This is a genomic window from Enterococcus sp. 3C7_DIV0644 (assembly GCF_002141235.1).
Classification (GTDB): Bacteria; Bacillota; Bacilli; order Lactobacillales; family Enterococcaceae; genus Enterococcus_D; species Enterococcus_D entomosocium.
Window position 1 is genome coordinate 2,224,910 of sequence record NZ_NGLK01000001.1, and the last position, 25,577, is coordinate 2,250,486.

The 25,577-nt window shown below is 45.0% G+C and carries 22 protein-coding genes; all 22 read left to right on the forward strand.

Annotated elements, in window-relative coordinates:
* Positions 1-94 precede the first annotated feature (94 nt).
* The 22 genes from A5877_RS10580 (at position 95) to A5877_RS10680 (ending at position 24,966) form a co-directional block, all read left to right on the forward strand.
* Complete coding sequence (locus A5877_RS10580) at positions 95-871, forward strand: Cof-type HAD-IIB family hydrolase (protein WP_086316808.1); 777 nt, start codon at positions 95-97, stop codon at positions 869-871.
* 118 nt (positions 872-989) lie between these two features.
* On the forward strand, positions 990-1,412 hold the full coding sequence (locus tag A5877_RS10585) for a methylglyoxal synthase (protein WP_008376307.1): 423 nt from the start codon (positions 990-992) through the stop codon (positions 1,410-1,412).
* A 37-nt stretch (positions 1,413-1,449) separates the two neighbouring features.
* Complete coding sequence (pepT, locus tag A5877_RS10590; RefSeq protein ID WP_086316809.1) at positions 1,450-2,685, forward strand: peptidase T; 1,236 nt, start codon at positions 1,450-1,452, stop codon at positions 2,683-2,685.
* Between the two features lie 149 nt (positions 2,686-2,834).
* Positions 2,835-3,632, forward strand: coding sequence for a TIGR00282 family metallophosphoesterase (locus tag A5877_RS10595; protein ID WP_010748642.1), 798 nt, complete (start codon positions 2,835-2,837; stop codon positions 3,630-3,632).
* A gap of 7 nt (positions 3,633-3,639) precedes the next feature.
* Positions 3,640-4,029 carry a YlbF family regulator gene (locus A5877_RS10600; protein ID WP_010748643.1) on the forward strand — a complete coding sequence of 130 codons (390 nt, stop codon included), beginning with the start codon at positions 3,640-3,642 and terminating at the stop codon, positions 4,027-4,029.
* Entirely contained in the window at positions 4,013-6,565 is a 2,553-nt protein-coding gene (gene mutS, locus A5877_RS10605) for a DNA mismatch repair protein MutS (protein ID WP_008376296.1), read from the forward strand. The genes A5877_RS10600 and mutS overlap by 17 nt, the downstream gene beginning before the upstream one ends.
* A 15-nt stretch (positions 6,566-6,580) precedes the next feature.
* A complete protein-coding gene (gene mutL, locus A5877_RS10610; protein ID WP_016619622.1) occupies positions 6,581-8,689 on the forward strand; it encodes a DNA mismatch repair endonuclease MutL in 2,109 nt (702 codons plus the stop codon).
* The gene (locus tag A5877_RS10615) at positions 8,686-9,246 is read left to right on the forward strand and encodes a nucleoside triphosphate pyrophosphatase (protein ID WP_086316810.1); all 561 of its coding nucleotides are present in this window, start codon (positions 8,686-8,688) and stop codon (positions 9,244-9,246) included. Before mutL ends, A5877_RS10615 begins: the two co-directional genes overlap by 4 nt.
* A gap of 2 nt (positions 9,247-9,248) precedes the next feature.
* Entirely contained in the window at positions 9,249-9,647 is a 399-nt protein-coding gene (locus tag A5877_RS10620; RefSeq protein ID WP_086316811.1) for a GFA family protein, read from the forward strand.
* A gap of 88 nt (positions 9,648-9,735) precedes the next feature.
* On the forward strand, positions 9,736-10,167 hold the full coding sequence (gene msrB, locus A5877_RS10625) for a peptide-methionine (R)-S-oxide reductase MsrB (protein ID WP_008376288.1): 432 nt from the start codon (positions 9,736-9,738) through the stop codon (positions 10,165-10,167).
* Between the two features lie 181 nt (positions 10,168-10,348).
* A complete protein-coding gene (ruvA, locus tag A5877_RS10630) occupies positions 10,349-10,939 on the forward strand; it encodes a Holliday junction branch migration protein RuvA (RefSeq protein ID WP_005232405.1) in 591 nt (196 codons plus the stop codon).
* 14 nt (positions 10,940-10,953) lie between these two features.
* Positions 10,954-11,955, forward strand: coding sequence for a Holliday junction branch migration DNA helicase RuvB (gene ruvB / locus A5877_RS10635; RefSeq protein ID WP_005232402.1), 1,002 nt, complete (start codon positions 10,954-10,956; stop codon positions 11,953-11,955).
* Positions 11,956-12,307: 352 nt separating this feature from the next.
* Positions 12,308-13,219, forward strand: a complete 912-nt coding sequence (locus A5877_RS10640) for a sugar ABC transporter permease (RefSeq protein ID WP_005232388.1) — start codon at positions 12,308-12,310, stop codon at positions 13,217-13,219.
* Positions 13,220-13,230: 11 nt separating this feature from the next.
* The gene (locus A5877_RS10645) at positions 13,231-14,112 is read left to right on the forward strand and encodes a carbohydrate ABC transporter permease (protein ID WP_005227173.1); all 882 of its coding nucleotides are present in this window, start codon (positions 13,231-13,233) and stop codon (positions 14,110-14,112) included.
* Between the two features lie 14 nt (positions 14,113-14,126).
* Positions 14,127-15,728, forward strand: coding sequence for a hypothetical protein (locus tag A5877_RS10650; RefSeq protein ID WP_061053659.1), 1,602 nt, complete (start codon positions 14,127-14,129; stop codon positions 15,726-15,728).
* Between the two features lie 359 nt (positions 15,729-16,087).
* The gene (locus A5877_RS17200; protein WP_172634707.1) at positions 16,088-16,231 is read left to right on the forward strand and encodes a hypothetical protein; all 144 of its coding nucleotides are present in this window, start codon (positions 16,088-16,090) and stop codon (positions 16,229-16,231) included.
* A gap of 13 nt (positions 16,232-16,244) precedes the next feature.
* Positions 16,245-16,847 carry a DUF624 domain-containing protein gene (locus tag A5877_RS10655; protein ID WP_086316812.1) on the forward strand — a complete coding sequence of 201 codons (603 nt, stop codon included), beginning with the start codon at positions 16,245-16,247 and terminating at the stop codon, positions 16,845-16,847.
* Positions 16,840-17,754, forward strand: a complete 915-nt coding sequence (locus tag A5877_RS10660) for an acetylxylan esterase (RefSeq protein WP_086316813.1) — start codon at positions 16,840-16,842, stop codon at positions 17,752-17,754. The genes A5877_RS10655 and A5877_RS10660 overlap by 8 nt, the downstream gene beginning before the upstream one ends.
* Positions 17,751-18,530 carry an endonuclease/exonuclease/phosphatase family protein gene (locus tag A5877_RS10665; RefSeq protein WP_005232373.1) on the forward strand — a complete coding sequence of 260 codons (780 nt, stop codon included), beginning with the start codon at positions 17,751-17,753 and terminating at the stop codon, positions 18,528-18,530. Before A5877_RS10660 ends, A5877_RS10665 begins: the two co-directional genes overlap by 4 nt.
* A gap of 6 nt (positions 18,531-18,536) precedes the next feature.
* Positions 18,537-20,687 (forward strand): glycoside hydrolase family 3 N-terminal domain-containing protein, encoded by a 2,151-nt coding sequence (locus tag A5877_RS10670; RefSeq protein ID WP_086316814.1) that lies wholly within the window; start codon positions 18,537-18,539, stop codon positions 20,685-20,687.
* 15 nt (positions 20,688-20,702) lie between these two features.
* Complete coding sequence (locus A5877_RS10675; protein WP_086316815.1) at positions 20,703-23,993, forward strand: amylo-alpha-1,6-glucosidase; 3,291 nt, start codon at positions 20,703-20,705, stop codon at positions 23,991-23,993.
* Between the two features lie 13 nt (positions 23,994-24,006).
* Positions 24,007-24,966 carry a LacI family DNA-binding transcriptional regulator gene (locus tag A5877_RS10680; protein ID WP_005227180.1) on the forward strand — a complete coding sequence of 320 codons (960 nt, stop codon included), beginning with the start codon at positions 24,007-24,009 and terminating at the stop codon, positions 24,964-24,966.
* Positions 24,967-25,577: the final 611 nt, after the last annotated feature.

Sequence of the window (25,577 nt, forward strand, 5' to 3'; positions counted from 1 at the left end):
ATGTACGGTTTTTCTTGCTGTTTTTTGTAAAAATGACCGCAACCAAGACCAAAATCTTAGTTACTTCTTAATAGAAAGCGAGCCTTAACCTTTTATGAATCGGAAATTCTTTGCCTTTGATATTGATGGAACCTTGCTTGACTCGAACAAACAGCCACTAGACAGTACGCTAAAAGCCCTTGATCTTTTACGAGATGCTGGCCATTTCGTGACCGTTGCCACTGGACGCAGTCGTTTCCACGCTCAAGATATTATTCGTTCGTTGTCCTTTGATAATTACATTTTATGTAATGGCGCAGCTGCTTTTCTTTCGCATCAGCAGGTGTATAAAAACTTACTCGATGAAACGCAATTGGCTGCTTTCGTGGCAGAAGCCCAAGAGCTTGGGATCGACACGGCATTTGTCGGGATGGATACAGCGAAACGAGCGTCTTCTTTGGATATTGCTAAAATGGAAGCAGCGATGCATTCTTTTGGTGCCCAACTTCCTGAGTTGGACATGGATTTTCCCGAAGAAAAAGAAGTCTATCAAGCATTGGCTTTTTACGGAAAAGAGTATGAGCATTTCTTTGACGAGAAATACAGCAAACTGCGTTTTGTGCGTTGGCATGAAAACAGTGTGGATGTCGTTCCAAAAGAAGGCTCCAAAGCAGCAACGATCCTGTGCGTCGCGGAACAATTAGGGATAGCGCAAGAAGATGTGATCTGTTTTGGTGATGGCCAAAATGATCGTGAAATGCTGACTGCCGCAGGTGTCGGTGTGGCAATGGGCAATGCGGTCCCTGAGATCCAACAAGTCGCAGATATGGTGGCCGCTAGCAATGATGAAGATGGCATCTGGTTAGCCTTGAAAGAATTACAACTGATTTAAAAAGGAATCCTTTAGACATAGCACAGTCGGTTTACGGCATCTGTGCTATGTTTTTTTGTTTTTTCTCGGTCGCAAAGAAAATAAATTGGTACAATAGAAAAAAGGGGGAATGCAGCAAATGAAAATCGCATTGATTGCTCATGATCGAAAAAAAGATGTAATGGTAAAATTAGTGACTGCCTATCGAGAAATTTTAGCGCAGCATGAACTTTTCGCAACAGGAACTACGGGGAAGAGGATCGAAGAAGCAACCCAGTTGCCTGTCCACCGCTACAAATCAGGGCCGCTGGGAGGAGATCAGCAAATTGGCGCCATGATTTCGCAAGATGACTTGGATATGGTGATCTTTTTGCGCGATCCTTTAGCCGCACAACCCCATGAACCAGATGTAACGGCATTGATTCGCTTGTCGGATGTGTACGAGATTCCTTTAGCTACCAATATGGGAACGGCAGAAATCTTGTTGCGGGGGTTAGCAGCCGGCTTTGCTGATTTTCGACAAGTGATCCACGAAACGGACAATCGTCCCTTGTCGTTATAAAGATAGTAGAAGAATTGAAGAAAAAGGACGTGCAGAATTGAAAGCAATCTTAAAGGATTTTTTGACCTATGCAAAAATGAATACTCGCTCAGATGCGATGAGTCAGACCATCCCAACGACGCCGGGACAAGTTGAGTTGGCTCTTTTATTGAAAGATCAGTTGATCGAGATGGGGGTAGCGGATGTTGCTTACTATGAAAAGAATAGTTTTGTGATCGGTCGTCTATCTGGTAATCCTGAAAAAACGGCGATTGGCTTTATTGCCCATGTAGACACGGCAGATTTCGAAGCTGAAAATATTCAGCCGCAGATCCATGAAAATTACGATGGCAAGGATGTTTGTTTAAATAAAGAAAAAGCCATTTATATGACAACTGCTGAATTTCCTAATCTCAAAGACTATGTCGGCGAAACGTTGATCACAACGGATGGAACGACCCTGCTGGGTGCAGATGATAAAGCTGGTATCGCAGAGATCATTGATGCGCTGCGGATCTTACAAACGATGGATGCGCATAAGCGTGGCGATGTCTGGGTCGCTTTTGGGCCTGACGAAGAGATCGGGACTGGCGCTGATCGCTTTGATGCGGCGGATTTTCCAGTGGCATTTGCTTACACGATGGACAGTGGTCGTGTGGGGCATATGGAATATGAAACCTTTAATGCTGCTCGTATTGATATAACGATTGATGGTACGAGTGTGCATCCTGGAACTGCTTACGGTCGTTTGGTCAACGCCTTGAAAATCGCGCATCAAATCGACGATGCCTTACCAGCAGAGGAAGTTCCTGAACGCACCCGCGGGTATGAAGGTTTTTACCTACTGCACAATTTGACGGGACATATTGGTCGAGCAGAAGTTTCTTATATCATTCGTGATCACGATCATATGCTTTTTGAACAGCGAAAAGCTAACATCGTGGGGATCATTGACGAATTGAACACAGCCTATGGGCAAGAACGCATCACCTATACGCTGTATGACCAATATTACAATATGGGGGATTTGATCAAGAAAGATCCCCGCAGTATCGAAGCTGCCCGAGCAGGGATGCAAGCGATTGGTGTGACACCGATCGAAGCGCCGTTTCGTGGCGGGACCGATGGCTCGAAAATCACCTATAAAGGCATTCCAACACCGAACTTATTTGTCGGCGGTGAAAACTTCCATGGCCAGTATGAATTTATTACCGTGGAAGCGATGGAAAAAGCCCGTGATTTGATCGTGGCGATCGTGGAACATGTCGGGAAAGAAGACACTACCGTTTCCTAGAGAACGCGGCAACACGCTAGACTAAAGCGAAAAAGTCTAGCGTGTTTTTTTGTTTTGCTGCAAGGAAGAACAGCAAGTGAAAGAACCTTTTTTTTCTGGACCAAAACCCTTATAATAGAAAAGAAGCTAAAAGAGAAGAGGAAAAATGTGTGCGGGTATTATTCATTGGAGATGTAGTTGGTTCATTAGGAAGAGAAACGATCACGGAGTACCTTCCAAAATTAAAAAAGGCGTATCGGCCACAGGTGACGATCGCAAACGGCGAGAATGCGGCGGCGGGTCGTGGGATCACTGGTAAAATCTATAAGAAATTTTTGCAAGATGGTGTCGATGTCGTGACACTAGGCAATCATACATGGGACAACCGTGACATTTTTGAATTTATTGGCGATGCGAAGAAAATGATTCGTCCAGCCAATTTTCCAGAGGGAACACCGGGCGTCGGCATGGTATTTGTGAAAGTCAACACCATTGAATTAGCGGTAATCAACATGCAAGCTCGCTCATTCATGGTAGACCTTGATGATCCGTTTCGCAAAATGGATGAACTGGTTGCGATTGCCCGCAAACGCACACCATTTATCTTTGTGGATTTTCATGGGGAGACCACCAGCGAAAAACAAGCGATGGGCTGGTATTTGGATGGCCGTGTTTCGGCAGTCGTCGGCACGCATACCCACGTCCAGACCAATGATGCGCGGATTTTGCCCCAAGGAACAGCTTATTTGTCAGATGTCGGCATGACTGGTCCTTATGATGGGATCTTGGGGATGAAACGCGAACCAGTCATTGAAAAATTTTTGACGGCGTTGCCGCAACGGTTTGAAGTGATTGAAAAAGGCCGCAGTATTTTGTCGGCTTGCTTGCTTGAGATTGATGAAGCCACTGGTAAAGCAAAATCGATCCGTCCGATCCAAATCAGTGAAGATCGCCCGTTTACAGAATAGGAGAAGCATGGAAGAGCAATTAGCCAAGGAACCACACGTTGCCCAAGAGCTGGCTGCTTTGCAAAGGCTCTTGTCTGATCATCCGATCGTTCAAGAATTTCAAGAAATTCAAGCACGAGCCTTGCAAAACCAAGGGCTATTGGAGCTGGAAGAAGCGCTGAAGCAAGCGCAAAAAGAGATCGTTCAATTTGAGCATTATGAGAAACCCGAAGCAAAAAAAGCTGCCGAGCAGCGTTATGCGTCATTGACAAACGAATACGAGCAGCATCCTTTAGTGGTTGCTTATCGCCAAGCGTTACTGCAAGCAGATGAATTGCTGCAATATGTCACGACGGAGATCCAAAAGAAAATGAATAAAGCCATCGAGGAGGATGAAACCAATGCCTCAAAAAACTAAAAATACCCCGATGATGGAACAGTATTTAAGCATCAAGGCTCAGTACCAAGATGCTTTTTTATTCTATCGTTTAGGGGATTTCTATGAATTATTTAATGAGGATGCTGTCAAGGCAGCACAAATTTTAGAACTGACGTTAACCAGCCGCAACAAAAATGCGGAGGAACCGATCCCTATGTGTGGGGTGCCTTACCACGCCGCCAGCAATTACATCGACACCTTGATCGAACAAGGCTACAAAGTAGCGATTTGTGAGCAAGTGGAAGACCCAAAAACCACCAAAGGAATGGTCAAACGCGAAGTCGTTCAACTGATCACGCCGGGAACGGTGATGGACAGTAAAGGCCTATCCGCCAAAGAAAACAACTTTTTGACAGCTGTTTTGCAGCAAGGGGAGCGTTTTGGCTTTGCCTATGTCGATCTAAGTACCGGTGAATTAAAAGCAGCGCAATTGGAAGATGAAGAAGCCGTCGTCAATGAGGCCGCCGCTCTGCAAACGAAAGAAGTCGTTTTGTGCAGCGAGATTCCTGAATCATTGCAAACGATGCTGACCAATCGCTTGAATGTCGTGTTTTCTAAGCAAGAAACGTTGGAAGAAAATGCCGAATTTCAATTTTTAACGGAACCTCTCTCCCAAGGGTTAGAAAAAGTAGTCACAGGGAAGTTGCTAAGTTATTTGGCGATCACCCAAAAACGCAGTTTAGCGCATATTCAACAAGCCGTGGAATATCAGCCCGATCATGCCTTGAAAATGGATCATTATTCCAAATTCAACTTAGAATTGACGCAGTCGATTCGAACTGGCAAAAAACAAGGGACTCTTTTGTGGTTGCTGGACGAGACAAAAACCGCAATGGGTGGCCGTTTGTTAAAGCAATGGTTGGACCGTCCCTTGATCCAGCCAAAGAAAATCACTGCCCGCCAAGAAATGGTCCAATCGTTACTGGACAGTTTCTTTGAGCGAGCAGATCTGCAAGAAGCGCTGACGAAAGTCTATGACATGGAACGCTTAGTCGGACGGGTCGCCTTCGGAAATGTCAATGGCCGCGATTTGCTGCAGTTGAAATCTTCTTTGGAGCAAGTGCCTTTGATCGCGCAATTGCTGCAAGGCATCAACCGTGGCGAGTGGAATGACTTGCTGCTGGAATTAACGCCCCTAGATGATTTGGTTGCACTGATCGAAGCTGCGATCGATGAAGATGCCCCGTTACAGATCACGGAAGGCAACATCATCAAAGACGGGTTCCATCAACAATTAGATGAATATCGTACAGCGATGCGTAACGGCAAGCAATGGCTGGCGGAATTAGAAGCCAACGAACGCCAAGCGACGGGAGTCAAAAACCTGAAAGTTGGGTTCAACCGCGTCTTTGGCTATTACATTGAGATCACGAAAGCCAATCTAGTGAATTTAGATACCTCTCGCTACGAGCGCAAGCAAACCTTAGCCAATGCGGAACGCTTTATTTCACCCGAGTTGAAAAAACTGGAGACTTTGATTTTAGAAGCCGAAGAAAAATCGGTGGATTTGGAATATCGCCTCTTTCTTGACGTTCGTGAAGAAGTGAAAAAGAGTATCACACGTCTACAAAAGTTAGCCAAAGCCGTCAGTGCGGTCGATGTCTTACAAAGTTTCGCCACGGTTTCGGAACGCTACCAATACGTGCGGCCGACAGTAGCGAAAAAACGAGCAGTATCGATCATCGATGGCCGTCATCCTGTAGTGGAAAAAGTCCTTGGTCACCAAGAGTACATTCCAAATAGTATCGTGATGGATGAAGAAACAGAGATCCTGTTGATCACAGGACCAAATATGTCTGGGAAAAGTACGTACATGCGGCAGTTTGCCTTGCTAGTCATTATGGCGCAGATCGGCTGTTTCGTACCGGCACAATCTGCAGAGATGCCGATTTTTGATCGGATCTTTACTCGCATCGGTGCCAGCGATGACCTGATCGCCGGTCAAAGTACGTTTATGGTAGAGATGATGGAAGCCAACCAAGCGCTGCGTCATGCAACGCCTAACAGCTTGATTTTGTTTGATGAGTTAGGGCGCGGGACTGCGACCTATGATGGGATGGCATTGGCACAAGCCATCATTGAATATATCCACAAAGAAGTTCATGCCAAAACACTTTTCTCTACCCATTATCATGAGCTGACGGTTTTAGATGAGGAATTGGCACACTTACGCAATGTCCATGTCGGTGCCGTTGAAAAAGAAGGCGAAGTTGTCTTTTTGCATAAGATGATGGAAGGACCCGCAGATAAAAGCTATGGGATCCATGTAGCCAAAATCGCTGGACTGCCAAGTGCACTCTTACAGCGCGCAGCGACGATCCTGAAAGCGCTGGAAGAACATGAACCGACGGTACAGCCAAAACCAGTCGTCGAAGAAAGTCAGCAGTTGTCGTTGTTTAGTGAAGTATCTACGGAAGAAATCGGCGTCATCGATCAATTGAAGAAATTGAATCTGTTGGAAATGACCCCGATGGATGCTCTGAATACATTGTACGAGCTGCAAAAACGAATTTAGAAAGAAGGTCAGCAGATGGGAAAGATCCAAGAGCTATCCGAACGTCTGGCGAACCAAATCGCGGCAGGAGAAGTTGTTGAGCGACCGGCTTCTGTCGTCAAAGAATTAGTTGAAAATGCCGTGGATGCCGGCAGTACCCAAATCGATATTTTTATTGAAGAAGCAGGCTTGCGTAAAATCCAAGTCATCGATAATGGCGAAGGAATTGCAGAAGAGGATGTCTTGACTGCCTTTAAACGCCACGCCACCAGTAAAATCCACAATCGAGATGACTTGTTTCGAATACGTACCCTCGGGTTTCGCGGGGAAGCTTTGCCTAGTATCGCTTCGGTTTCGATCCTCTCGATTGAAACGGCAGTCAAAGGTGCCCAACAAGGCTCCTTTGTGCGCTTAAAAGGCGGCGCTGTTGAAGAGCATCTGCCTGCCAACTTGCGACAAGGAACCAAGATCACTGTCGAAAACCTCTTTTACAATACACCGGCACGTTTGAAATATGTCAAGACGCTGCAAACGGAACTTGCGAACATCGGCGATATCGTCAATCGGATCGCCCTGAGCCATCCAGAAGTGGCTTTTCGCCTCGTTCATGAAGGCAATAAGATGTTGAGCACCACTGGAAGTGGGCAGTTAAAACAAACCATCGCCGGGATCTACGGAGTGGAAACGGCCAAAAAAATGATTGCAATCGATACTGAGGATCTCGACTTTAAAGTCACTGGCTTTGTGTCACTGCCAGAAGTTACCCGAGCCAGCCGCAACTATTTATCCACGATCATCAATGGTCGTTATATTCGCAACTTCGCTTTGAATAAAGCGATCGTTGCTGGTTACGGATCAAAATTGATGGTCGGTCGTTTTCCATTAGCTGTCCTTGAAATCAAAATGGACCCCTTATTAGTCGATGTCAACGTTCATCCGACTAAGCAAGAAGTTCGCTTGTCAAAAGAAGAAGAACTGACCAAGCTAATCAGTAAAGCCATCAATGAGGCGCTGCGGGAAATCAATTTGATTCCTAACGCCGCTGATAATCTGCGGTTTAAGAAAAAAGTTGCCGATCAGCCAAAAGCCCAGCAGCTTGGCTTGGAACTGGAGTCAGCAGGAAATTCGACTTCTGGGTTGTCTTATAATCGCGAAACCGGGAAATTTGAGGTTCAGGGCAGTACTTATCAACAGACTGTGGATAACTCTGTGGAAAAACCTGTGGAGGAAGGTGGAAAACTTCCAGAAATGCGACAGGAATCTAGCGAAAACCTGTTGGAAGAAACTGAGGAAACCTTTCGCAGTTTGGAAGAGACGCTGCCAAATAAGCCTGTCCGAAAACCATTTGTGGAAGACCAGATGGAAACAAAAGCGCCGCTGCCAGAAGCGCCAGCCTTTCTCCCAGATGAGACACCAGAGCTTACGGCGCAAGATCTGCAAAGTCAAGCGACTCTGCACCCTGAAATGCATGGGGATGACCGCAACTACCTGAAAACGGTCGAACGGTTGCTGGAAGAAGAACCAGCGAAGGAGCGTTTTCCCCAACTGGATTATTTTGGGCAGATGCATGGGACCTATTTGTTTGCCCAAAGCGAGGCGGGGCTCTATATCGTCGACCAGCATGCGGCACAGGAACGAATCAAATATGAGTATTACCGCGAAAAAATCGGCGAAGTGACCAATGACCTGCAAGAGTTGTTAGTGCCGATCGTTTTGGATTATCCCAACAGCGATGCACTGCAATTACAAGAACAAAGCGACAAGCTGGCAGAAGTCGGGATCCATCTGGAATCTTTTGGGACCAATAGTTTCATCGTCCGGGCGCACCCGACGTGGTACCCTAGCGGTGAAGAAGAAGCCATCATCCGCGAGATGATCGATATGTTATTGACGACAGGAAGTGTCAGTGTCAAAAAGTTTCGTGAAGCAACCGCGATCATGATGAGCTGCAAACGATCCATCAAAGCCAATCACTATTTGAATGAAGCACAAGCTAGGATCTTGTTGCAAGATTTAGCGAAATGCGAGAATCCCTTCAACTGTCCCCATGGTCGTCCGGTGCTGATCCATTTCACCAACAGCGACATGGAGCGGATGTTCAAACGGATTCAAGATCCTCATCGAGCAAGGAGTGGCATGGAATGATTATTTTGGCTTCACAGTCGCCGCGGCGCAAAGAATTATTAGCAGAGTTAGTCTCGGAATTTGCGGTCATACCAGCAGATATCGACGAGTCGGTCCGACCAAACGAAGCTGCGATCCCTTATGTCCAACGGATGGCAGCAGAAAAAGCGGCGGCTATTGCGCAAACCTATCCTGAAGATCTGGTGATCGCGAGCGATACGACGGTCGTGGTGGGTGAAGAAATCTTAGGAAAGCCAGTCGACCGTAAAGATGCTCGGGCGATGTTGCGAAAAATGAGCGGACGTACCCATTGGGTGCATACCGCCGTCGTTTTGCAAAAAGGCAAACAGCAACGCGAAGCAGTGGTTTCGACGGAAGTTGTGTTTCGTCCTTTGACGGATCAAGAGATCGATAAGTATCTTGTCTTAGATGAGTACCAAGACAAAGCGGGCGCCTATGGGATCCAAGGGGCGGCCAAAATATTTGTCTCATCGATAAACGGCGATTTTTATACGATCGTAGGGTTTCCTGTCGCTACGGTCTATCAGTTGTTGCAAGAGTTTACGGAGGAGGAATAAGGATGGATGTTTCTGGTAGTTGTCTTTGCGGCAAAGTCACGATCAACTTGACGGGAGTTGCGAAAGAAATTACGGTTTGTCATTGTAGTCTCTGCCAGAAATTTCACGGCGGACCGATGTTTGCTCTTGCGCCATGCGCTGAGGACCAGATAGCTCTTCAAGGAGCGAAGTGGCTGCGACGTTACGATTCTTCTGAGTGGGCACAGCGAGGATTTTGCAGTCAATGCGGCTCGAGCCTGTTCTTTTACCTCAAAGAAGCACACACCTATTTTTTTGCGGCCGGGTTATTTGGCAACTTGCCAGAAGCTGTCTTAACCGAAGAAATCTATACAAAAGACCAACCGCAGTTTTACCATTTTGCGGAACCAACGACTCGTTGGGAAAAGCTGCAAAACCCTTAAATAATTTGAGCAAGTCATTTTACATTCGCTAAGAAAAAAGGCATGATAGAGCATACAGGATGAGTCTAGAGGAAAAGCAGGTGAAAAAATGACAGATAAAAAAGAATTAAAAGAAAAATTGTCACCGATCGAATATGCGGTGACCCAAGAAAATGCAACTGAACGCCCCTTTACTGGCGAGTATGATGATTTTTATGAAAAAGGGATCTATGTTGATATCGTCAACGGAGAACCATTGTTTGCTTCTACTGATAAATATGACGCCGGTTGTGGCTGGCCTTCCTTTTCAAAACCGATCAGTCGCCAAGATATTCAAGAAAAAGCCGATTTTTCTCATGGTATGCATCGGGTAGAAGTCCGCAGCAAAGAAGCTGACTCTCATTTAGGACATGTTTTTTCAGACGGTCCTCAGGACAAAGGCGGTTTGCGCTATTGTATCAATTCGGCAGCATTGAAGTTCATCCCTTTAGCAGAAATGGATGAAAAAGGCTATGGCGAATTCAAATCACTCGTTGAGTAAGTATTAGGAACTGTGTGCGAAAAAAAGATGCAGCAGCATGTCTCGTTTGAAAAAATGCGACTGGAACAACGGTTTTTCCTCCGTTTGTTTCCTGCTAAGCCTTTTCCTTCGTTCACAGTCCTTTTTTTGCCTTCTCGTCTGTGCTACAATAAAGGGAACATATGTACAGAAAGGAAAGCACATGTACGAATATATCATAGGGAAAGTAACGGATATCTTTCCGGCGTATATCGTCGTTGAGACCCATGGCATCGGCTATCAGATCGCTTTTGGCAATCCGTATTCATTTAGCGGCAAGTTGAACCAAGAAGTAAAAATCTATCTGCACCAAGTGATTCGTGAAGATGCTCATAGTCTCTACGGCTTTGCCACGATCGAAGGCAAGCAGTTGTTTTTAAAATTGATCAGTGTCTCAGGTATTGGACCAAAGAGTGCGTTAGCAATCATGGCCAATGAAGACCATACAGGGTTGATCACGGCAGTCGAAAATGGGGACGTCAACTATTTGACTAAGTTCCCAGGTGTCGGTAAAAAGACGGCGCAGCAAATGATCCTAGACTTGAAAGGCAAAGTGGCTGAACTGGTTGGAGAAGAAGCGATCGTTCCTCTAAGCGTGGCAACGACTGCTTTAGATGAAGCGATGGAAGCCTTGAAAGCATTGGGTTATAGCGAAAAAGAAGTCAAGAAAGCCGAAAAACAATTAGCGGCGAATACGACAAAATCGACGGATGAGTACTTGCGGGAAGCTCTCCGATTGATGATGAAAAAGTAAGGAGCAAGTAGACGATGGATGAACGAATTGTTTCGCCAGAAAGTACTGAACAAGAAGAGATCATCGAAAAATCCTTGCGTCCGCAAACCCTTGCCCAATATATCGGACAAGACAAAGTCAAGCAGGAGCTTTCGATTTATATCCAAGCGGCGAAAAATCGAGAAGAAGCGTTGGATCATGTCCTCTTATATGGTCCGCCAGGCTTAGGGAAAACGACGATGGCAATGGTGATCGCCAACGAGATGCAGGTGCAAATCAAGACGACCAGCGGTCCTGCGGTCGAAAAACCGGGGGACTTGATTGCAATCTTGAATGAGCTGCAGCCGGGGGATGTTCTGTTTATCGATGAGATCCATCGCTTGCCTCGTGTCGCCGAAGAAATGCTTTATTCGGCAATGGAAGATTTTTATGTGGATATCATGGTGGGGCAAGGAACAACGGCTCATCCGGTTCATTTTCCGCTTCCGCCATTTACCTTAGTCGGCGCAACGACGCGGGCGGGGATGCTCTCGGCGCCACTACGGGATCGCTTCGGAATCATTTCTCATATGCAATATTATGAAGACCATGATTTAAAAGAGATCGTGCAGCGGACTGCGTCGATTTTTGAAACGGATATCGTGGAAGAAGGGGCGATCGAAATCGCCCGCCGATCTCGAGGCACTCCACGGATCGCCAACCGTTTGCTTAAACGAGTTCGCGATTATGCGCAAGTGCAAGCAGATGGATTGATCGATCGCACCGTTGCTGACCAGGCATTGGCGCTTTTGGCAGTCGATCATGCTGGCTTGGATTATATCGATCAGAAATTGATCCGCACGATGATCGAATTGTATCAAGGCGGCCCGGTGGGATTAAGTACGATCGCTGTCAATATCGGGGAAGAAACCGAAACAGTGGAAGATATGTACGAACCGTTTTTGATCCAAAAAGGATTTTTGAAACGCACCTCGCGTGGGCGGATCGCAACACCGTTAGCGTATGACCATTTTGGCTATCCCCAAAGAAGTGAATAGAACGAAGCAGCAATCAACGATGATTGCTGCTTTTTTGTGCTTTTGGTGAAACGTTTCTTTTTATTTTTTAATGATTTCTGAGAATCAATCGATGTTGAATAAATGCAATATTTGTGAAATTTGATTAAAAGGAAATGTTTGGAAAAAGGATTTCTTTTGAAAAAGCTGATGTAAAAGCTTTTTAATTTGTGAGAAACCCAACGGAATTTGTGAAAAAAGAAATGCTGAAAAAAATAATTGGAAAGGCTTGCATTTTCGAATGGCAGCGGATATAATCTTTTTGTAGAAACGTTTCACCGAAGTGTGGAGATATACGTAGTGTTGCGAGGATAGAAAGAAGGAGATTTTGTGTATGAGTAAACTGCAAAAGTTTTATAGTCAACGGCAGCTTCACTGGATGGTTTTTCCCGGCGTGGCATTTATGATCGTATTTAATTATATTCCGATCTACGGAATTATAATCGCTTTCAAAAACTATACGGTGATTGACACGATTTCATCAGCACCATGGGTTGGGTTAGAGAATTTCCGTATCATTATGAATGACAGTTTTTTCTGGGAAGCAGTTAGAAATACGTTAGCCATCAGCTTATTGAAATTAGGATTAGGTTTTGCGATCCCGATTGTGTTAGCCATTATGATTTTTGAAATGCAAGATGGCCGCTTGAAGAAATTTATTCAAACGGTTTCATACATTCCCCATTTTTTCTCATGGATCGTGCTAGGTGGGATGATGATCTCTTGGCTGTCAACGAACGGCTTTATCAACCAAGTGTTGATGTCCGTAGGATTGATGGACAAAGGGGTCAATCATCTATTGGATCCAAGCAAATATTGGTGGATCGCGGTCCTTTCTGATCTATGGAAAGAAGTCGGCTGGGGAACGATTCTTTACTTGGCAGGTATGTCGCGGATCGATCCAACGTTTTATGAAGCCGCACGAATCGATGGTGCCAGCAAGCTAAGACAGATTCGTTCGATCACATTGCCATTACTGACACCGATCATCTCCTTAAACTTGATTCTGAATGTGAGCGGTATCTTAGGGTCAAACCTAGATCAAACATTAGTTTTGATGAATTCACAGAACCAAAACCGTTCAGAAGTTATCAACTCCTTTGTTTATAAAATGGGGTTGACGCAAGGTGATTTCTCTTATGCAACTGCTGTCGGCTTGGGGATCGCGGTCATTTCCGTCATCTTATTGGTGATCACGGATCGAGTGACCCGCAAGTTGAACAACGGCAATTCAGTTATCTTATAGGAGGAAAAAACATGATCAAAAGAAAAGCAAAAGAAAACACGTGGTTTTACTTCTTCAATACCGTGATCTTGATTTTATTCTCGTTAATGATCATTGTACCGATTTGGAATATCTTGGTTTCCTCCGTGTCTTCTAGTTCTGGATTAGCGGGCAACGGCCTCGTGTTATGGCCCAAAGGCTTTACCTGGGAAAACTATCGGAAAGTTTTTTCCGACGCAAGTATCCCCCGTGCCTTCTTGATCTCAGTGTTAAAAACGGTTCTTGGGGCTGCAACCCATACCTTGTTTTGTGCGATCGTGGCTTACGGATTGAGTAAATCACGCTTGGTTGGCCGCAACATTTATACAACGATGGGGGTCATCACCATGTACTTCAGTGGTGGGATGATTCCAACGTACTTGCTGATTCGCTCGCTAGGATTACTGGATTCTTTCTGGGTCTACATTATTCCAGCTTTGTTCAGCTATTATGATGTCGTGATTTTAATGAACTTTTTCCGTGAGATTCCGCCTTCACTCGAAGAATCGGCGAAGATCGACGGTGCAAGTGAATTCCAAATCTTTTATAAAATCTTCTTACCATTAACGAAACCGGCATTGGCAACCATCATCTTGTTCAACGGGGTTGGCCAATGGAACGATTTTATGACAACAAAACTGTATATCACAAAAGAGTATCTTTATCCGCTGCAAATGAAGATTTATGAAATCATCGTCCAATCCAACTTGAGTACGATGACTGAAAGCGGTAGTACCGACTTTATCGTCCAAGCAACGACCCGTGGGGTTCAGTTGGCTACGATCGTCATCACGACAGTGCCAATTTTAATTATATATCCATTGCTTCAAAAACACTTTATCGGCGGTATGATGGCCGGTGCAGTAAAAGAATAGAAAGAGGGATAGACATGAAAAAAGTAGTAGGCGGTTTATTGGCAGCATCAGCATTACTTAGCTTAGCAGCATGTGGCGGCAGCTCAGACAATGCCAGCAGTTCGGATTTTTCTATCAAAGATCGGTATGAGTTAGATGAAAAGACACCAGCATGGAAACTCGATACCAAAGAAGAACCAACCAAGATCACATGGTACATCAATTCAGACTGGACAGCTTTGCCATTTGGTGAAGATGTGACGACAGCCCAAATCAAAAAAGATTTGAACATTGATATTGAATTTATTTCAGGTGATGATTCGAAATTAAATGCTTTGATTTCAAGTGGTGATATGCCTGATATCGTGACGTTGATGGATAAAACCAGTCAAGCAGCCACAAAAGCTGATAGCTGGGCATACTCATTAAACGATTTAGCGGAACAATACGATCCGTATTTGATGAATGTCGTGACCGAAGATACCTTCAAATGGTTTGCTTTAGATGATGGCAAAACTTATGGCTATCCAAACTATTCCAACACAGCAGCGGACTACGAAAGCGGCAATATTCCCGTCAACGATAACTTTGTGATCCGTGAAGATGTCTATGAAGCATTGGGCAAACCAGATGTTTCGACTCCAGAAAACTATGTGAAAGTCATGAAAGAAATCAGCGAGAAATTCCCTGATTTGACACCAATGGGCTTCACAACGATCGGCGAAACAGCAGGACCATTCTTAGATAAATTGCAAGACTTCTTAGGTGTTCCGTTAGAAGATGAAGATGGTGCTTTCTACGATCGTAACTTAGATGAAGAATATATCTCATGGTTGAAAACCTTTAATCAAGTGTATCGTGACGGCAACATCAGTGATGACAGCTTTACCGATGACGGTCCAACCTATGATGAAAAAGTAAAACAAGGGGACTATGCAACGATCTTAGTCGCAGGAACGAGCGGACAAGGTGGGAACTTCACTGAATTCATGAAAAACTCTGACACGCGGTACATCGCAATCGACGGACCTGCCAGCACTTCTGGTCGTGAAGCAACCTTGAACCAAACAGGAATCTCTGGCTGGTTGATCAACTACATCACAAAAGATGCGGCGGATCCAGCAAAAGTAACCCAACTCTTCACGTACTTGATCGATGAACCAGGACAAATTTTGACAAAATTCGGTGTTGAAGGCGTGACGTATGAATACAACGATGAAGGCAAAATCGATTACTTGCCAGAAATCAAAGAAATGGAACAAACCGACAACGAAGGCTACAACAAAAAATATGGTATCAGCCGTTTCAACTACTTTAACAACGACCGTGTCAATGCACTGAAAGTCAAAACCGAAAATGCGTTGACCCAAATGCAAGAATGGGGCGAAGGCAAATTGTATCCACACTTTGTGATCGAAAATACGGATCCAGATGCCGGAACTGCTGAAGCGCGTTCAAACACAGCAATCAAAACCAAAATCAACAGTACGATCATCTCATTGATTCGTTCAAAAGATGAAGGAACATTTGACAGCACACTAACCGACTTTGAAGGCTTCTTAGATTCAAACAACTGGGATGCAATCAAAGACATTAAAACTGAAAAAATGGCCGAAAACCGCGAACGACTAAAATAACCCCCATAGGAGAGGAAAGGAAGCCAAAAAAAAGACCTTTCCTCTCCTTTGCTTTGAAACACAGGTTTTGCGCGCACTTTGCGCAAAATCTGATGTTTCAAAGTACTAGGCGACCGCAGGGAGCGTAGTGTCCATACAAAGAATCACTGCGACTGGCTCACGTAGTGAGACAGAGCAGATGATGAAAAGTACTAGGCGACTGTAAGGAGCGTAGTGACCGCACAAAGAATCACTGCGATTGGCTCACGTAGTGAGACATGCAAGCTGCACTTAGTGTGTTTTACTTAGTGCAACTGTAGGCGAAGCGAAAGCGGAGACGAGCAGATGATGAAAAGTACTAGGCGACTGCAGGGAGCGTAGTGTCCATACAAAGAAGCACTGCGATTGGCTCACGCAGTGAGACCTGCAACCCAGAAACCCGTACGTTGAGAAACGACCCAAAATCACAAGAAGGCAAGAAACAGGTTTACGCAGCACCCGCAGCACAAATCAGCAAGTTTTGATTGGAGGATCATAATGAATCGACTATTTTCTTATGAAGGATGGTACTATCGGGTCTTTGCTTTTCTAGCAGATATGATCATTGTTAGTTTTCTCTTTATGATTCCAGCAATGACGCTGATTCTCGCAGGGCCAGCATTGATCGCGCTGTATCAGACGATCGATCAATTGTACAAGGAACGAGATGTCCCGATTTGGCAACGATACAAGCAAGCATTCTTAAGAAACCTCAAACGTGGTCTCTTCTTAGAAGGTCTTGTTATGGCGTATGTCGCAGTCTTTGCCGGTTTGATCTATTCCTTGATGATGCTTACACCTTACTTTGGCGTTTTAGCCGTGATTCTCGTCAGCTTGGCTGCGCTGTATCTCGTCGTGTTCGTTCTCTTGTACAGCTTGTTTGCGCAATCATTGCAAGAAACAGCGAAAGAAACGGCGTATGCGGTTCTTAGCAGTACGGCGAATGCGATCATTTTACTGGTGATCCCAATCATTGTTTTTGTATTGTGCAGCAAAGTAAACCTATTCTTATTTGTTTGTTTAGGCATTTCAGGCTCAGCCTTTGTACAGGTGTTGTTTTTCAATAAAGTATTAGCGAAGGGGGGAGAGGCAAATGACTGAATCGACCGCAACTGATCGATCCTGTTTTTGGGCTTCGGTCCAACAAGAACTTGACGCCCTTCCGCTAGCCTTTGAAAGAACCAAACAAACACCTTTGCTAAAAGGGATCGATTGTTTTACGATTTCTTTTCAAAGTCTTGGTAATGAAACGATCTATGGGCATCTGCTGCTGCCAGAACAAGCGGCAGATTGTCCAATCGTGATTGATTTTTTAGGCTATATGAATCATGTGCAAGAACCGTTCCAATTCGCTCATTGGTTACTGATCGGCTGCGGCTGTCTTGTCATCGACAATCGTGGACAAGGGGGACGCACGCAAGATCAGGTTCCCTATGAAACCACGCAGCATGAAGCACCTTTTGGACGCGGCATCTTGAAAAAAGAAGATTTTTATATGAAGCGATTGGTCGCAGATAGTTTGCGCACACTAGAAGTCCTTCAACAGATACCGGAAATCGATCCGCAGCGGATTATTTTAAGAGGCGGCTCGCAAGGAGGCGGCATCGCCTTATTGGTCAACGCATTAACGAACGTCCCGATTTTTGCGACGTTTGCCGATGTGCCAAGCCACTCCAATCTTGTCCATCGGATCGAACAAAAAACAGGAAGTTACCAGGTGATTCAAGAGTATATCGAACAATTTCCAGAAATGCGGGAAACGATCTATCAAGTCATGAGTTATTTTGATTTGAAGTATTTTGCTCATCAGATAACTGGTCCTGTTTATACATCGGTCGGCAGTGCTGATCCGATCTGTCCCATGGAAGATTTCTTCGTTTCCTATAAAAAGATTCCTGGACCGAAAGAATTGCGTATTTACTTAAATAAAGGGCATGGCGGCGGCGAAGCGAAACAAATCCGTCGTGAAATGCAGCAAATCAAAAAATTACTCAAAGGAAATGAATGAAGATGAAAGTAGCAACCTACAATCTACGAGTCGATACCGACTATGACCAAGAATGGCAATGGCACTATCGATCGGAGGCGGTTTGCTCCTTGATCGATTACTACGACTGGGATGTTCTGGCGATCCAAGAAGCTCGTCCCAGCCAATTTGCAGATTTAGCAAAGTTAGCGCAGTATGCTTCCGTCACTGCTGAACGAGATGGTGATGGCTTAGGCGAAGGCATTGGACTGTATTATCAAAAAGAGGCTTTCGAGTTATTAGCTTCAGGTTCGTTTTGGTTGTCATTGACACCGACTGAACCAAGTATTCATCCAGAAGCTGCGTATTCACGCTTATGTGTTTGGGCAGTCTTACAGGAAAAAAAGAATCCGCCGTTTCTTGTCATCACGACCCATTTAGATAATATTTCAGAAATGGCTCGTTTTGAAGGGATGAAAGTGATCTTTGAGCAGCTGGCAGATCAAATCGAACGCTATCCTGTATTGCTGATGGGCGACTTGAATGCGGAGCCAACCGAGCGGGTGCATCGGTACTTAGAGCAACATTTTCAAAATGCCAAAGAACATGGACAGAAGCCCCATCACGGGCCAAAAGGCTCCTATCAAAATTTTATTTATACGTTACCATGGCAAGAACTAGAAGAAATTGATTATATCTATACGAAAGGCTTCACGGTGGTCAAAACCGCCTGTCTAACGGATTCTTGTGATCGTCGTTTTCCCTCCGATCATTTTCCTTTAGAAGCAGAAGTCCAATTTGAAGAAAGCAAAGGATGAATAAAAATGGAACAGCAGAAATTAACCGAACTACTTTCAGAAATGACCTTAGATGAAAAAATCGATCAGTTGCTGCAACTGGCAGCGGCTTTTTATTCAGATAAAGCAGAAGAGAAAACCGGCCCAATGGGCGACTTAGGACTGACACAAGAGAACATCAACAATGCGGGAACAACGCTAGGTGTTTCTGGTGCAAAAGAAGCGATCCGCGTCCAAAAAGAGTATATCGAAAATAACCGCTTGAATATCCCAACGATATTGATGGCGGACATCATTCACGGCTTTCGGACGATTTTTCCGATTCCATTAGGATTAGGTAGTTCATGGGATTTGGCAGCAGCGGAGAAGATGGCGGAAGTATCTGCCAAAGAAGCAGCTGTTTCTGGCTTGCATGTGACCTTTTCACCGATGGTGGACTTAGTAAGAGACCCACGTTGGGGCCGTGTCATGGAATCGACGGGGGAAGATCCATACTTGAACAGTCGCTTCGCTGAAGCCTTTGTCAAAGGCTATCAAGGGGATGATCTGCGAACAGATTTCAACCGCGTGGCTGCGTGTGTCAAACATTTTGCGGCTTACGGTGCGGCTATCGGCGGTCGCGATTACAACACGGTCAATATGTCAGAACGCCAACTGCGAGAAAGTTATTTACCGGGCTATAAAGCGGCCCTTGATGCCGGTGCCAAACTGGTGATGACCTCCTTCAATACGGTGGACGGTATTCCAGCAACAGCCAATCGCTGGCTTTTCCGCGATGTTTTGCGAGAAGAATTCGGGTTTGAAGGCGTTGTGATCTCTGACTGGGCAGCAATCAAAGAAGTGATCGCCCATGGCGCAGCGGAAGATGAAAAACACGCCGCTGAATTAGCCATCAAAGCTGGGGTCGATATCGAGATGATGACGACTTGCTACACTGATAACTTGAAAGAGCTGATCGCAGAAGGCACTGTTGAGGAAGCCTTAGTCGATGAAGCCGTGCTAAGAATCTTGACCTTGAAAAATGAACTAGGTCTATTTGAAAATCCATACCGCGGTGCTGATGAAGCCGCTGAAGCAGCCACTGTTCTGTCTCAAGAACACCGAGAGATCGCCAGAGATATCGCAAAGAAATCAATGGTGTTGTTGAAAAATGAAGGTGTCCTGCCGTTGCAGAAAACCGAAAAAGTGGCGATTGTGGGCCCGGGTGCTCACTCCCGTGATCTATTAGGTGCTTGGTCTTGGCAAGGGAAACAAGAAGAAGTGGTGACGTTAGTGGCGGGTGCTCAATCCTTGGGTGCGGATCTGTTGATCGGTCAAGAGCCCTTTGATTATTTTGCGCCGTCTGAAGCAGCGATCCAAGAAGCGATCGAATTAGTGAAAGAAGCGGATAAAGTTGTCTTAGCGCTAGGAGAGCAAGAATGGATGAGCGGTGAAGCTGCCAGTCGCAGCGACATTCGCTTGCCGCAAGCCCAATTGTCCTTGGTTGAAACCTTGAAAGAATACAACGAGCAATTGATCGTAACCCTTTATAACGGTCGTCCTCTTGACTTGCAAGGGGTTGATGCAGCCAAAGCGATCGTCGAGGCTTGGTTCCCTGGAACCGAAGGCGGAAACGCACTTGCTCAGATCTTGTGGGGAGAATACAATCCAAGCGGCCGCTTGAGTATGTCATTCCCGGAAACCGTTGGACAAGTCCCTGTGTATTACAACGTTGACAATACCGGTCGTCCATATGAAAGTGCACCGGATGAAAAATATGTCTCAAAATATTTGGATGTCTCCAATTATGCCAAATATCCATTTGGCTTCGGCTTGAGCTATAGCCCAGTTGCGTATTCTACGGTGACGTTGGATCAGCCGACCATGACCAAAGATCAAACAGTCACGGCATCCATCACTGTTACGAACCAAGGAACAGCAGCGGTCTGGGAAACGGTCCAATGCTACATTCGCGATTTAGTCGGTGAAGTGGTTCGCCCAGTGAAAGAACTGAAAGGCTTTAAGAAAATTTGGCTAGAAGCTGGCGAATCAGCCACCGTTCAATTTGAGATCACGGAAGAACTGCTGCGCTATGTTCACAGCAACCAACAAGCAAGCAGTGATCCAGGGAAATTCCACATCATGATTGGTGGGAACAGCCGAGACACCCAACAAACAACCCTGCAATTAGTTAGGTAAGATAGGAAGGTTTCTATGACGAAAAAAATAGTGATGAATAATGAAAATACGACCGTGACGTTTTTACCAAACGGTGATTTATATGAGATTCAAAGTCACGGTGTGATGATCAATCAGTTGAACGGAAATGCGCTAGATGGTAGTTTGAATCAAATCTATCTACGACTGCGTGAGGCGGGGGGATGGCACTTTATTCCCTTGATCGGCTCAAATGCTGACAGTGCCTTTGCTTACTCAGACAAACAGCTGACTTGGACTGGGACGTACCAGTCCATCGATTACCAAGTTGATTTCCAATTGGCCCAAGATTGCTGGTTCTGGCGGGTTCAATTGAGTGGTTCTGGGGAAGCGGAACTGGTTTACGGACAAGATCTTGGCAATGCCGCCAAAGGGGCTGTTCAATCCAATGAAGCCTATGTTTCGCAATATATCGACCATCATGTTAGCCATGATAAGGATCACATCGTGCTTTCTTCGCGTCAAAATCAACCACAAAATGGTCAATTTCCACTGGTGGAACAAGGCAGCTTCCAAGCCTTAAAAGGCTTCTCGACGGATGGCTATCAATTTTTCGGTCGCAGCTATAAAGCAACGAATCAACCAGCTGCACTTAGCCAAGAAACATTAGCCAATGAAGTATATCAATACGAATTTGCTTATACGGCACTGCAAACGCAATGGTTGTCGGTAAGTGAGACACCGACGGAAATCGTTTTTTACGCAGCGGTCAAAGCCAATCAAGCGACGGCAGTCAATGAACCGCAGTTTGCACTTGAAACGTTGAAAGAAACGTATCAAGCCTTGTCCTTCGACTCGTTGCAAGCAACGGCGCAGCCACGAAAAAACTTTGATCAACCGCTCACAGGGCTGACATTTACCACAGAAGAAATCAACGAGCGATTTCCTCAGCAAGAAGCAGTGGAAATCGTTGACGAACAGCTGTATTCCTTTTTTACCCCTGACTATCACCATGTCGTGTTGAAGGAAAAGGAAGGACAGATGGAACGCTCCCATGGACATATTTTGATGAGCGGACAAGATCTGATCGTCGATCAACCCATTTTGAGCACGACCGTTTACATGACGGGGATGTTTAACTCCCAAATCGTATTAGGCAATACGAACATGAACAAATTGTTGAGCAATAGCCGCAACTCATTGAATCTTTTCAAACGTTCCGGTCAGCGGATCTATTTGAAAGACGGCGATCAATGGCGGATTTTAACGATGCCATCTGTCTTTGAAATGGGCTTGAATTCGGCGACGTGGTACTACAAAACAGCAGATGATGTCATTCAAGTAACGACTTTCACGAAAGCAAATGGACGCACGATTGCAACGACCATCACTAGTGAACAAGGTCGTGCCTACACCTGGGCCATCACTAATCAATTTGTGATGGGGATCGATGAAGCTGTACCGACTGCTACCATTTCGCAAGATCAACAATTGCTCACCATCAAAGGAACAGCGGATTCACCGATTGCGGAAACTTATCCAGAATTGACGTATTATCTCCATGCGGCTCAACCTTTTGAACTGACCGATGAAACGATTTTCAATGTGGCAGCCGACGATAGCACGACCGTATTGACCTTTGCAGAACAGGCGACGGTTTCCTTCGTGATCCAAGGCACACTGACTGGTGAACCCTTTGTTTCCGAAACGTTAGATCGCCAGCAAGAAGACACTGCCTATACGGCCTTTGTCGATGATTTGTTGAATCAGTTTGAATTGAAACATTCGCAGGCGGACGTCGTATCCTTCAATCACTTGGCACGTTGGTACACCCACAATATGCTTGTTCATTACTTGTCTCCTCATGGCCTTGAACAGTACGGTGGTGCTGCTTGGGGGACTCGAGACGTTTCCCAAGGACCGACTGAGTATTTCTTAGCCCTTAATCGTCCTGAGATGGTGGCATCCATCATCGAGCATTTGTTTGAAAATCAATTTGCAGATGACGGCAACTGGCCACAATGGTTTATGTTTGATCGCTATGAGAAACAAAAAGCTGATGAGAGCCACGGAGATGTGATCGTCTGGCCAATGAAAGTCGTTAGTGACTATCTCGAAAAAACCAAAGACTTCGCGATTTTGGAAAAAGAACTGCCTTATACGGATCGCGCGACCTTCTTGAAAACCAAGACCAAAGCTTCTTTGTTTGATCATTTGAAAAAAGAAGTGGCGTATATCGAAGCGAACTTCTTGGAAGGAACGTACCTGTCTTGTTATGGTGATGGCGATTGGGATGACACCTTGCAGCCGAATAACAGCAAGTTGAAGAAACAAATGGCCAGCAGTTGGACCGTTGCCTTGACCTATGAAGTATTGAAAAAATTAGCCAGCCAGTTGCAGTCAGTTGACCCAGAGTATGCCAAACATTTAACGGAACTGTCTGCGGGAATCAAACGTGACTTTGAAAAATACATGTTAGCTGATGGGACTTTGCCAGGATTTGTCTATATGGAAGATAGCGAGCACGTGGAACTGATGGTCCATCCGACTGACAAGAAAACCGGTATCCAATACCGCTTGCTGCCGATGCAGCAAAGCATGATCGGTGAGCTGTTATCTCCCGAACAAGCCGAGCATCATGTGGCGATCATCAAGGAGCATTTGCAATTTCCAGATGGGGTGCGCTTGATGAATCGTCCAGCGACTTATGAGGGGGGTGTCAGCACCAACTTCAAGCGGGCAGAACAAGCAGCCAATTTTGGACGAGAAATCGGTTTGCAGTACGTTCACGCCCACATCCGCTTTACAGAGGCCATGGCGAAATTAGGTCGAGAAGAAGAGACTTGGCAAGCACTTGGGGTCATTAATCCGATCCAAATCGCTCAACGGGTCGAAAATGCGGAAATCCGTCAAGCAAATGCGTATTTCAGTAGTTCTGATGGCGATTTCAAAACAAGGGTTGAAGCCCAAGAAAATTTTGGTAAACTTAAGGAGGCAACAGTCGGCGTCAAAGGCGGCTGGCGCATCTATTCTAGTGGACCGGGGATCTATATGAATCAGTTGATCAGCAATGTGTTAGGCATTCGGACCTTTGTTGATCACGTTGAACTTGATCCCGTCTTGCCAGCGGAATTAGCAGGATTGACACTGACGTATCGACTCTATGATCGGCCGGTCGAAATCGTCTATCATTCGTCAAGTACGCCGAAAATATTGATCAACGGCGAAGAAATGTCCACTGAGTTTGCGGAAAATCGCTACCGCCAAGGTGCGTTTGTCCTGAAGAAAGCAGCGCTTTGCGCCAAATTAAACGAAAACCGAACCAATACGATCGATATCTATCGTTAAGAAAGGAGAAGCCATGGTAGGAATCAAAGATATTGCCCAAAAAGCGGGTGTCTCCATATCCACCGTTTCGTATGCATTGAATGGCAGTCCAAAAGTGACCGAGGAAACCCGTGCGCGGATTCAAGCGATCGCAAACGAATTGAACTATGTTCCGAACATGGCTGCTCGCACACTGAAACGCAGACAAACCAACATCATCGGTGTTTATCTCGCCGATTATGCCGGAAGTTTTTATGGGGAATTGCTAGATGGCATCAAGAAAGGGCTGGAACTTTTCGGCTATGAAATGATCGTCTGCAGCGGCAAGAAATCACACTTGTTTATTCCTGAGCGGATGGTGGACGGTGCCATCATTTTGGATTGGACGTTTCCAGCAAAGGAAATCGAGCAATACGCCCAACGAGGGCATCAAATCGTCGTGTTAGACCGTGTCTTGTCTCATGAAAATATCCATCAAGTCTTGTTAGACAATAAAGGAGGGGCGGCGCTGGCGATCGATCGCTTGATCGCTGGACAAAGCCAAAAAGTCTTCCTCTTAGCAGGGCCAGAAAAAGGCTACGACAGTCGGGAGCGCTTGGAAGCCAGTACGAAAGAATTGACGCGCTTTGGTATTCCTTATGAAGTCATTCCTGGTGACTTCACGGAACCTTCTGGTTATCGAGCGGCAAAACAGCTCTTAGCAAATGATCCCCAGTTTCCCATTGATATCTTTGCCTTCAATGATGAAATGGCGATCGGTGTCTACAAATATGTCCGCGAGACCGACTATCGCATCGGAAAAGAGATCCGCATCATCGGGTTTGATAACACGGAATTAGGCGCTTTTGTGCAGCCGCGCTTAGCGACGATCTCCTATTCGAAACATCGATGGGGGATGGTTGCAGCTGAGAAAATCGTACAATCGATCCAAGGGGAACCAGTGGCGGACGAGCATATTTATACCACTTTTGTGGATGGTGGATCATTTATTTAATTGATCAATTAAAGGAAAAATAGTTGAAAAAGCCTCGAACAAGGTACGCTGTTTGAGGCTTTTTTTGCGTTATTTCAAACGATAACACTCCTTTTTTTATCTAAATCAGTGATTTATAAAAAAAATAATATTTTTTATTTTGTTATTTTATGTGTGCTGGAATTTTTAAATAACGTTTTTTATTCATTTTTTGATTATAACATTATCATTAACTACGGAGAGAAGACGGGAAGCGTTCTTTTAACTTACTATTTTTGGCTTATATAAAAGACCTTTGGAACATTAGTTTTTGTCAAATATTTTAACTTTCTATTTATTTTTCTCATCTTAATTTAATTTATGGTGTTGATTTATCCCTCGTTTTTTGTATGATTTATGAAAGAGAAAAGCATTTTTTTGAAAAGAGTCGGTAATTCATCTTGATAATTTGAGCTTTTTTTTAATTGATGAGTAGTTAATAGCTGTAAGATGTGGAAGTTACAAAAATTGGAATTATGAAAAAACAATTATAATCATAATTTTGAATGGAAGAAAAAAAGAATTATAATTCTCTTTCGTCAACTCGCTAAACTAAGAGTTGTAACACAGGGCGTGCACTGCGCGATACGTTT

What these genes read in the sequence shown, in the direction of transcription:
- A5877_RS10645 (WP_005227173.1), top strand. Translation starts at nt 13,231, where the DNA reads ATGATCAAAAGAAAAGCAAAAGAAAACACGTGGTTTTACTTCTTCAAT.
- ruvA (WP_005232405.1), top strand. Translation starts at nt 10,349, where the DNA reads ATGTACGAATATATCATAGGGAAAGTAACGGATATCTTTCCGGCGTAT.
- A5877_RS10585 (WP_008376307.1), top strand. Translation starts at nt 990, where the DNA reads ATGAAAATCGCATTGATTGCTCATGATCGAAAAAAAGATGTAATGGTA.
- A5877_RS10580 (WP_086316808.1), top strand. Translation starts at nt 95, where the DNA reads ATGAATCGGAAATTCTTTGCCTTTGATATTGATGGAACCTTGCTTGAC.
- A5877_RS10660 (WP_086316813.1), top strand. Translation starts at nt 16,840, where the DNA reads ATGACTGAATCGACCGCAACTGATCGATCCTGTTTTTGGGCTTCGGTC.
- mutS (WP_008376296.1), top strand. Translation starts at nt 4,013, where the DNA reads ATGCCTCAAAAAACTAAAAATACCCCGATGATGGAACAGTATTTAAGC.
- A5877_RS10620 (WP_086316811.1), top strand. Translation starts at nt 9,249, where the DNA reads ATGGATGTTTCTGGTAGTTGTCTTTGCGGCAAAGTCACGATCAACTTG.
- A5877_RS10600 (WP_010748643.1), top strand. Translation starts at nt 3,640, where the DNA reads ATGGAAGAGCAATTAGCCAAGGAACCACACGTTGCCCAAGAGCTGGCT.
- A5877_RS10655 (WP_086316812.1), top strand. Translation starts at nt 16,245, where the DNA reads ATGAATCGACTATTTTCTTATGAAGGATGGTACTATCGGGTCTTTGCT.
- A5877_RS10670 (WP_086316814.1), top strand. Translation starts at nt 18,537, where the DNA reads ATGGAACAGCAGAAATTAACCGAACTACTTTCAGAAATGACCTTAGAT.
- msrB (WP_008376288.1), top strand. Translation starts at nt 9,736, where the DNA reads ATGACAGATAAAAAAGAATTAAAAGAAAAATTGTCACCGATCGAATAT.
- A5877_RS10675 (WP_086316815.1), top strand. Translation starts at nt 20,703, where the DNA reads ATGACGAAAAAAATAGTGATGAATAATGAAAATACGACCGTGACGTTT.
- A5877_RS10665 (WP_005232373.1), top strand. Translation starts at nt 17,751, where the DNA reads ATGAAGATGAAAGTAGCAACCTACAATCTACGAGTCGATACCGACTAT.
- ruvB (WP_005232402.1), top strand. Translation starts at nt 10,954, where the DNA reads ATGGATGAACGAATTGTTTCGCCAGAAAGTACTGAACAAGAAGAGATC.
- A5877_RS10615 (WP_086316810.1), top strand. Translation starts at nt 8,686, where the DNA reads ATGATTATTTTGGCTTCACAGTCGCCGCGGCGCAAAGAATTATTAGCA.
- A5877_RS10640 (WP_005232388.1), top strand. Translation starts at nt 12,308, where the DNA reads ATGAGTAAACTGCAAAAGTTTTATAGTCAACGGCAGCTTCACTGGATG.
- A5877_RS10680 (WP_005227180.1), top strand. Translation starts at nt 24,007, where the DNA reads ATGGTAGGAATCAAAGATATTGCCCAAAAAGCGGGTGTCTCCATATCC.
- mutL (WP_016619622.1), top strand. Translation starts at nt 6,581, where the DNA reads ATGGGAAAGATCCAAGAGCTATCCGAACGTCTGGCGAACCAAATCGCG.
- A5877_RS10650 (WP_061053659.1), top strand. Translation starts at nt 14,127, where the DNA reads ATGAAAAAAGTAGTAGGCGGTTTATTGGCAGCATCAGCATTACTTAGC.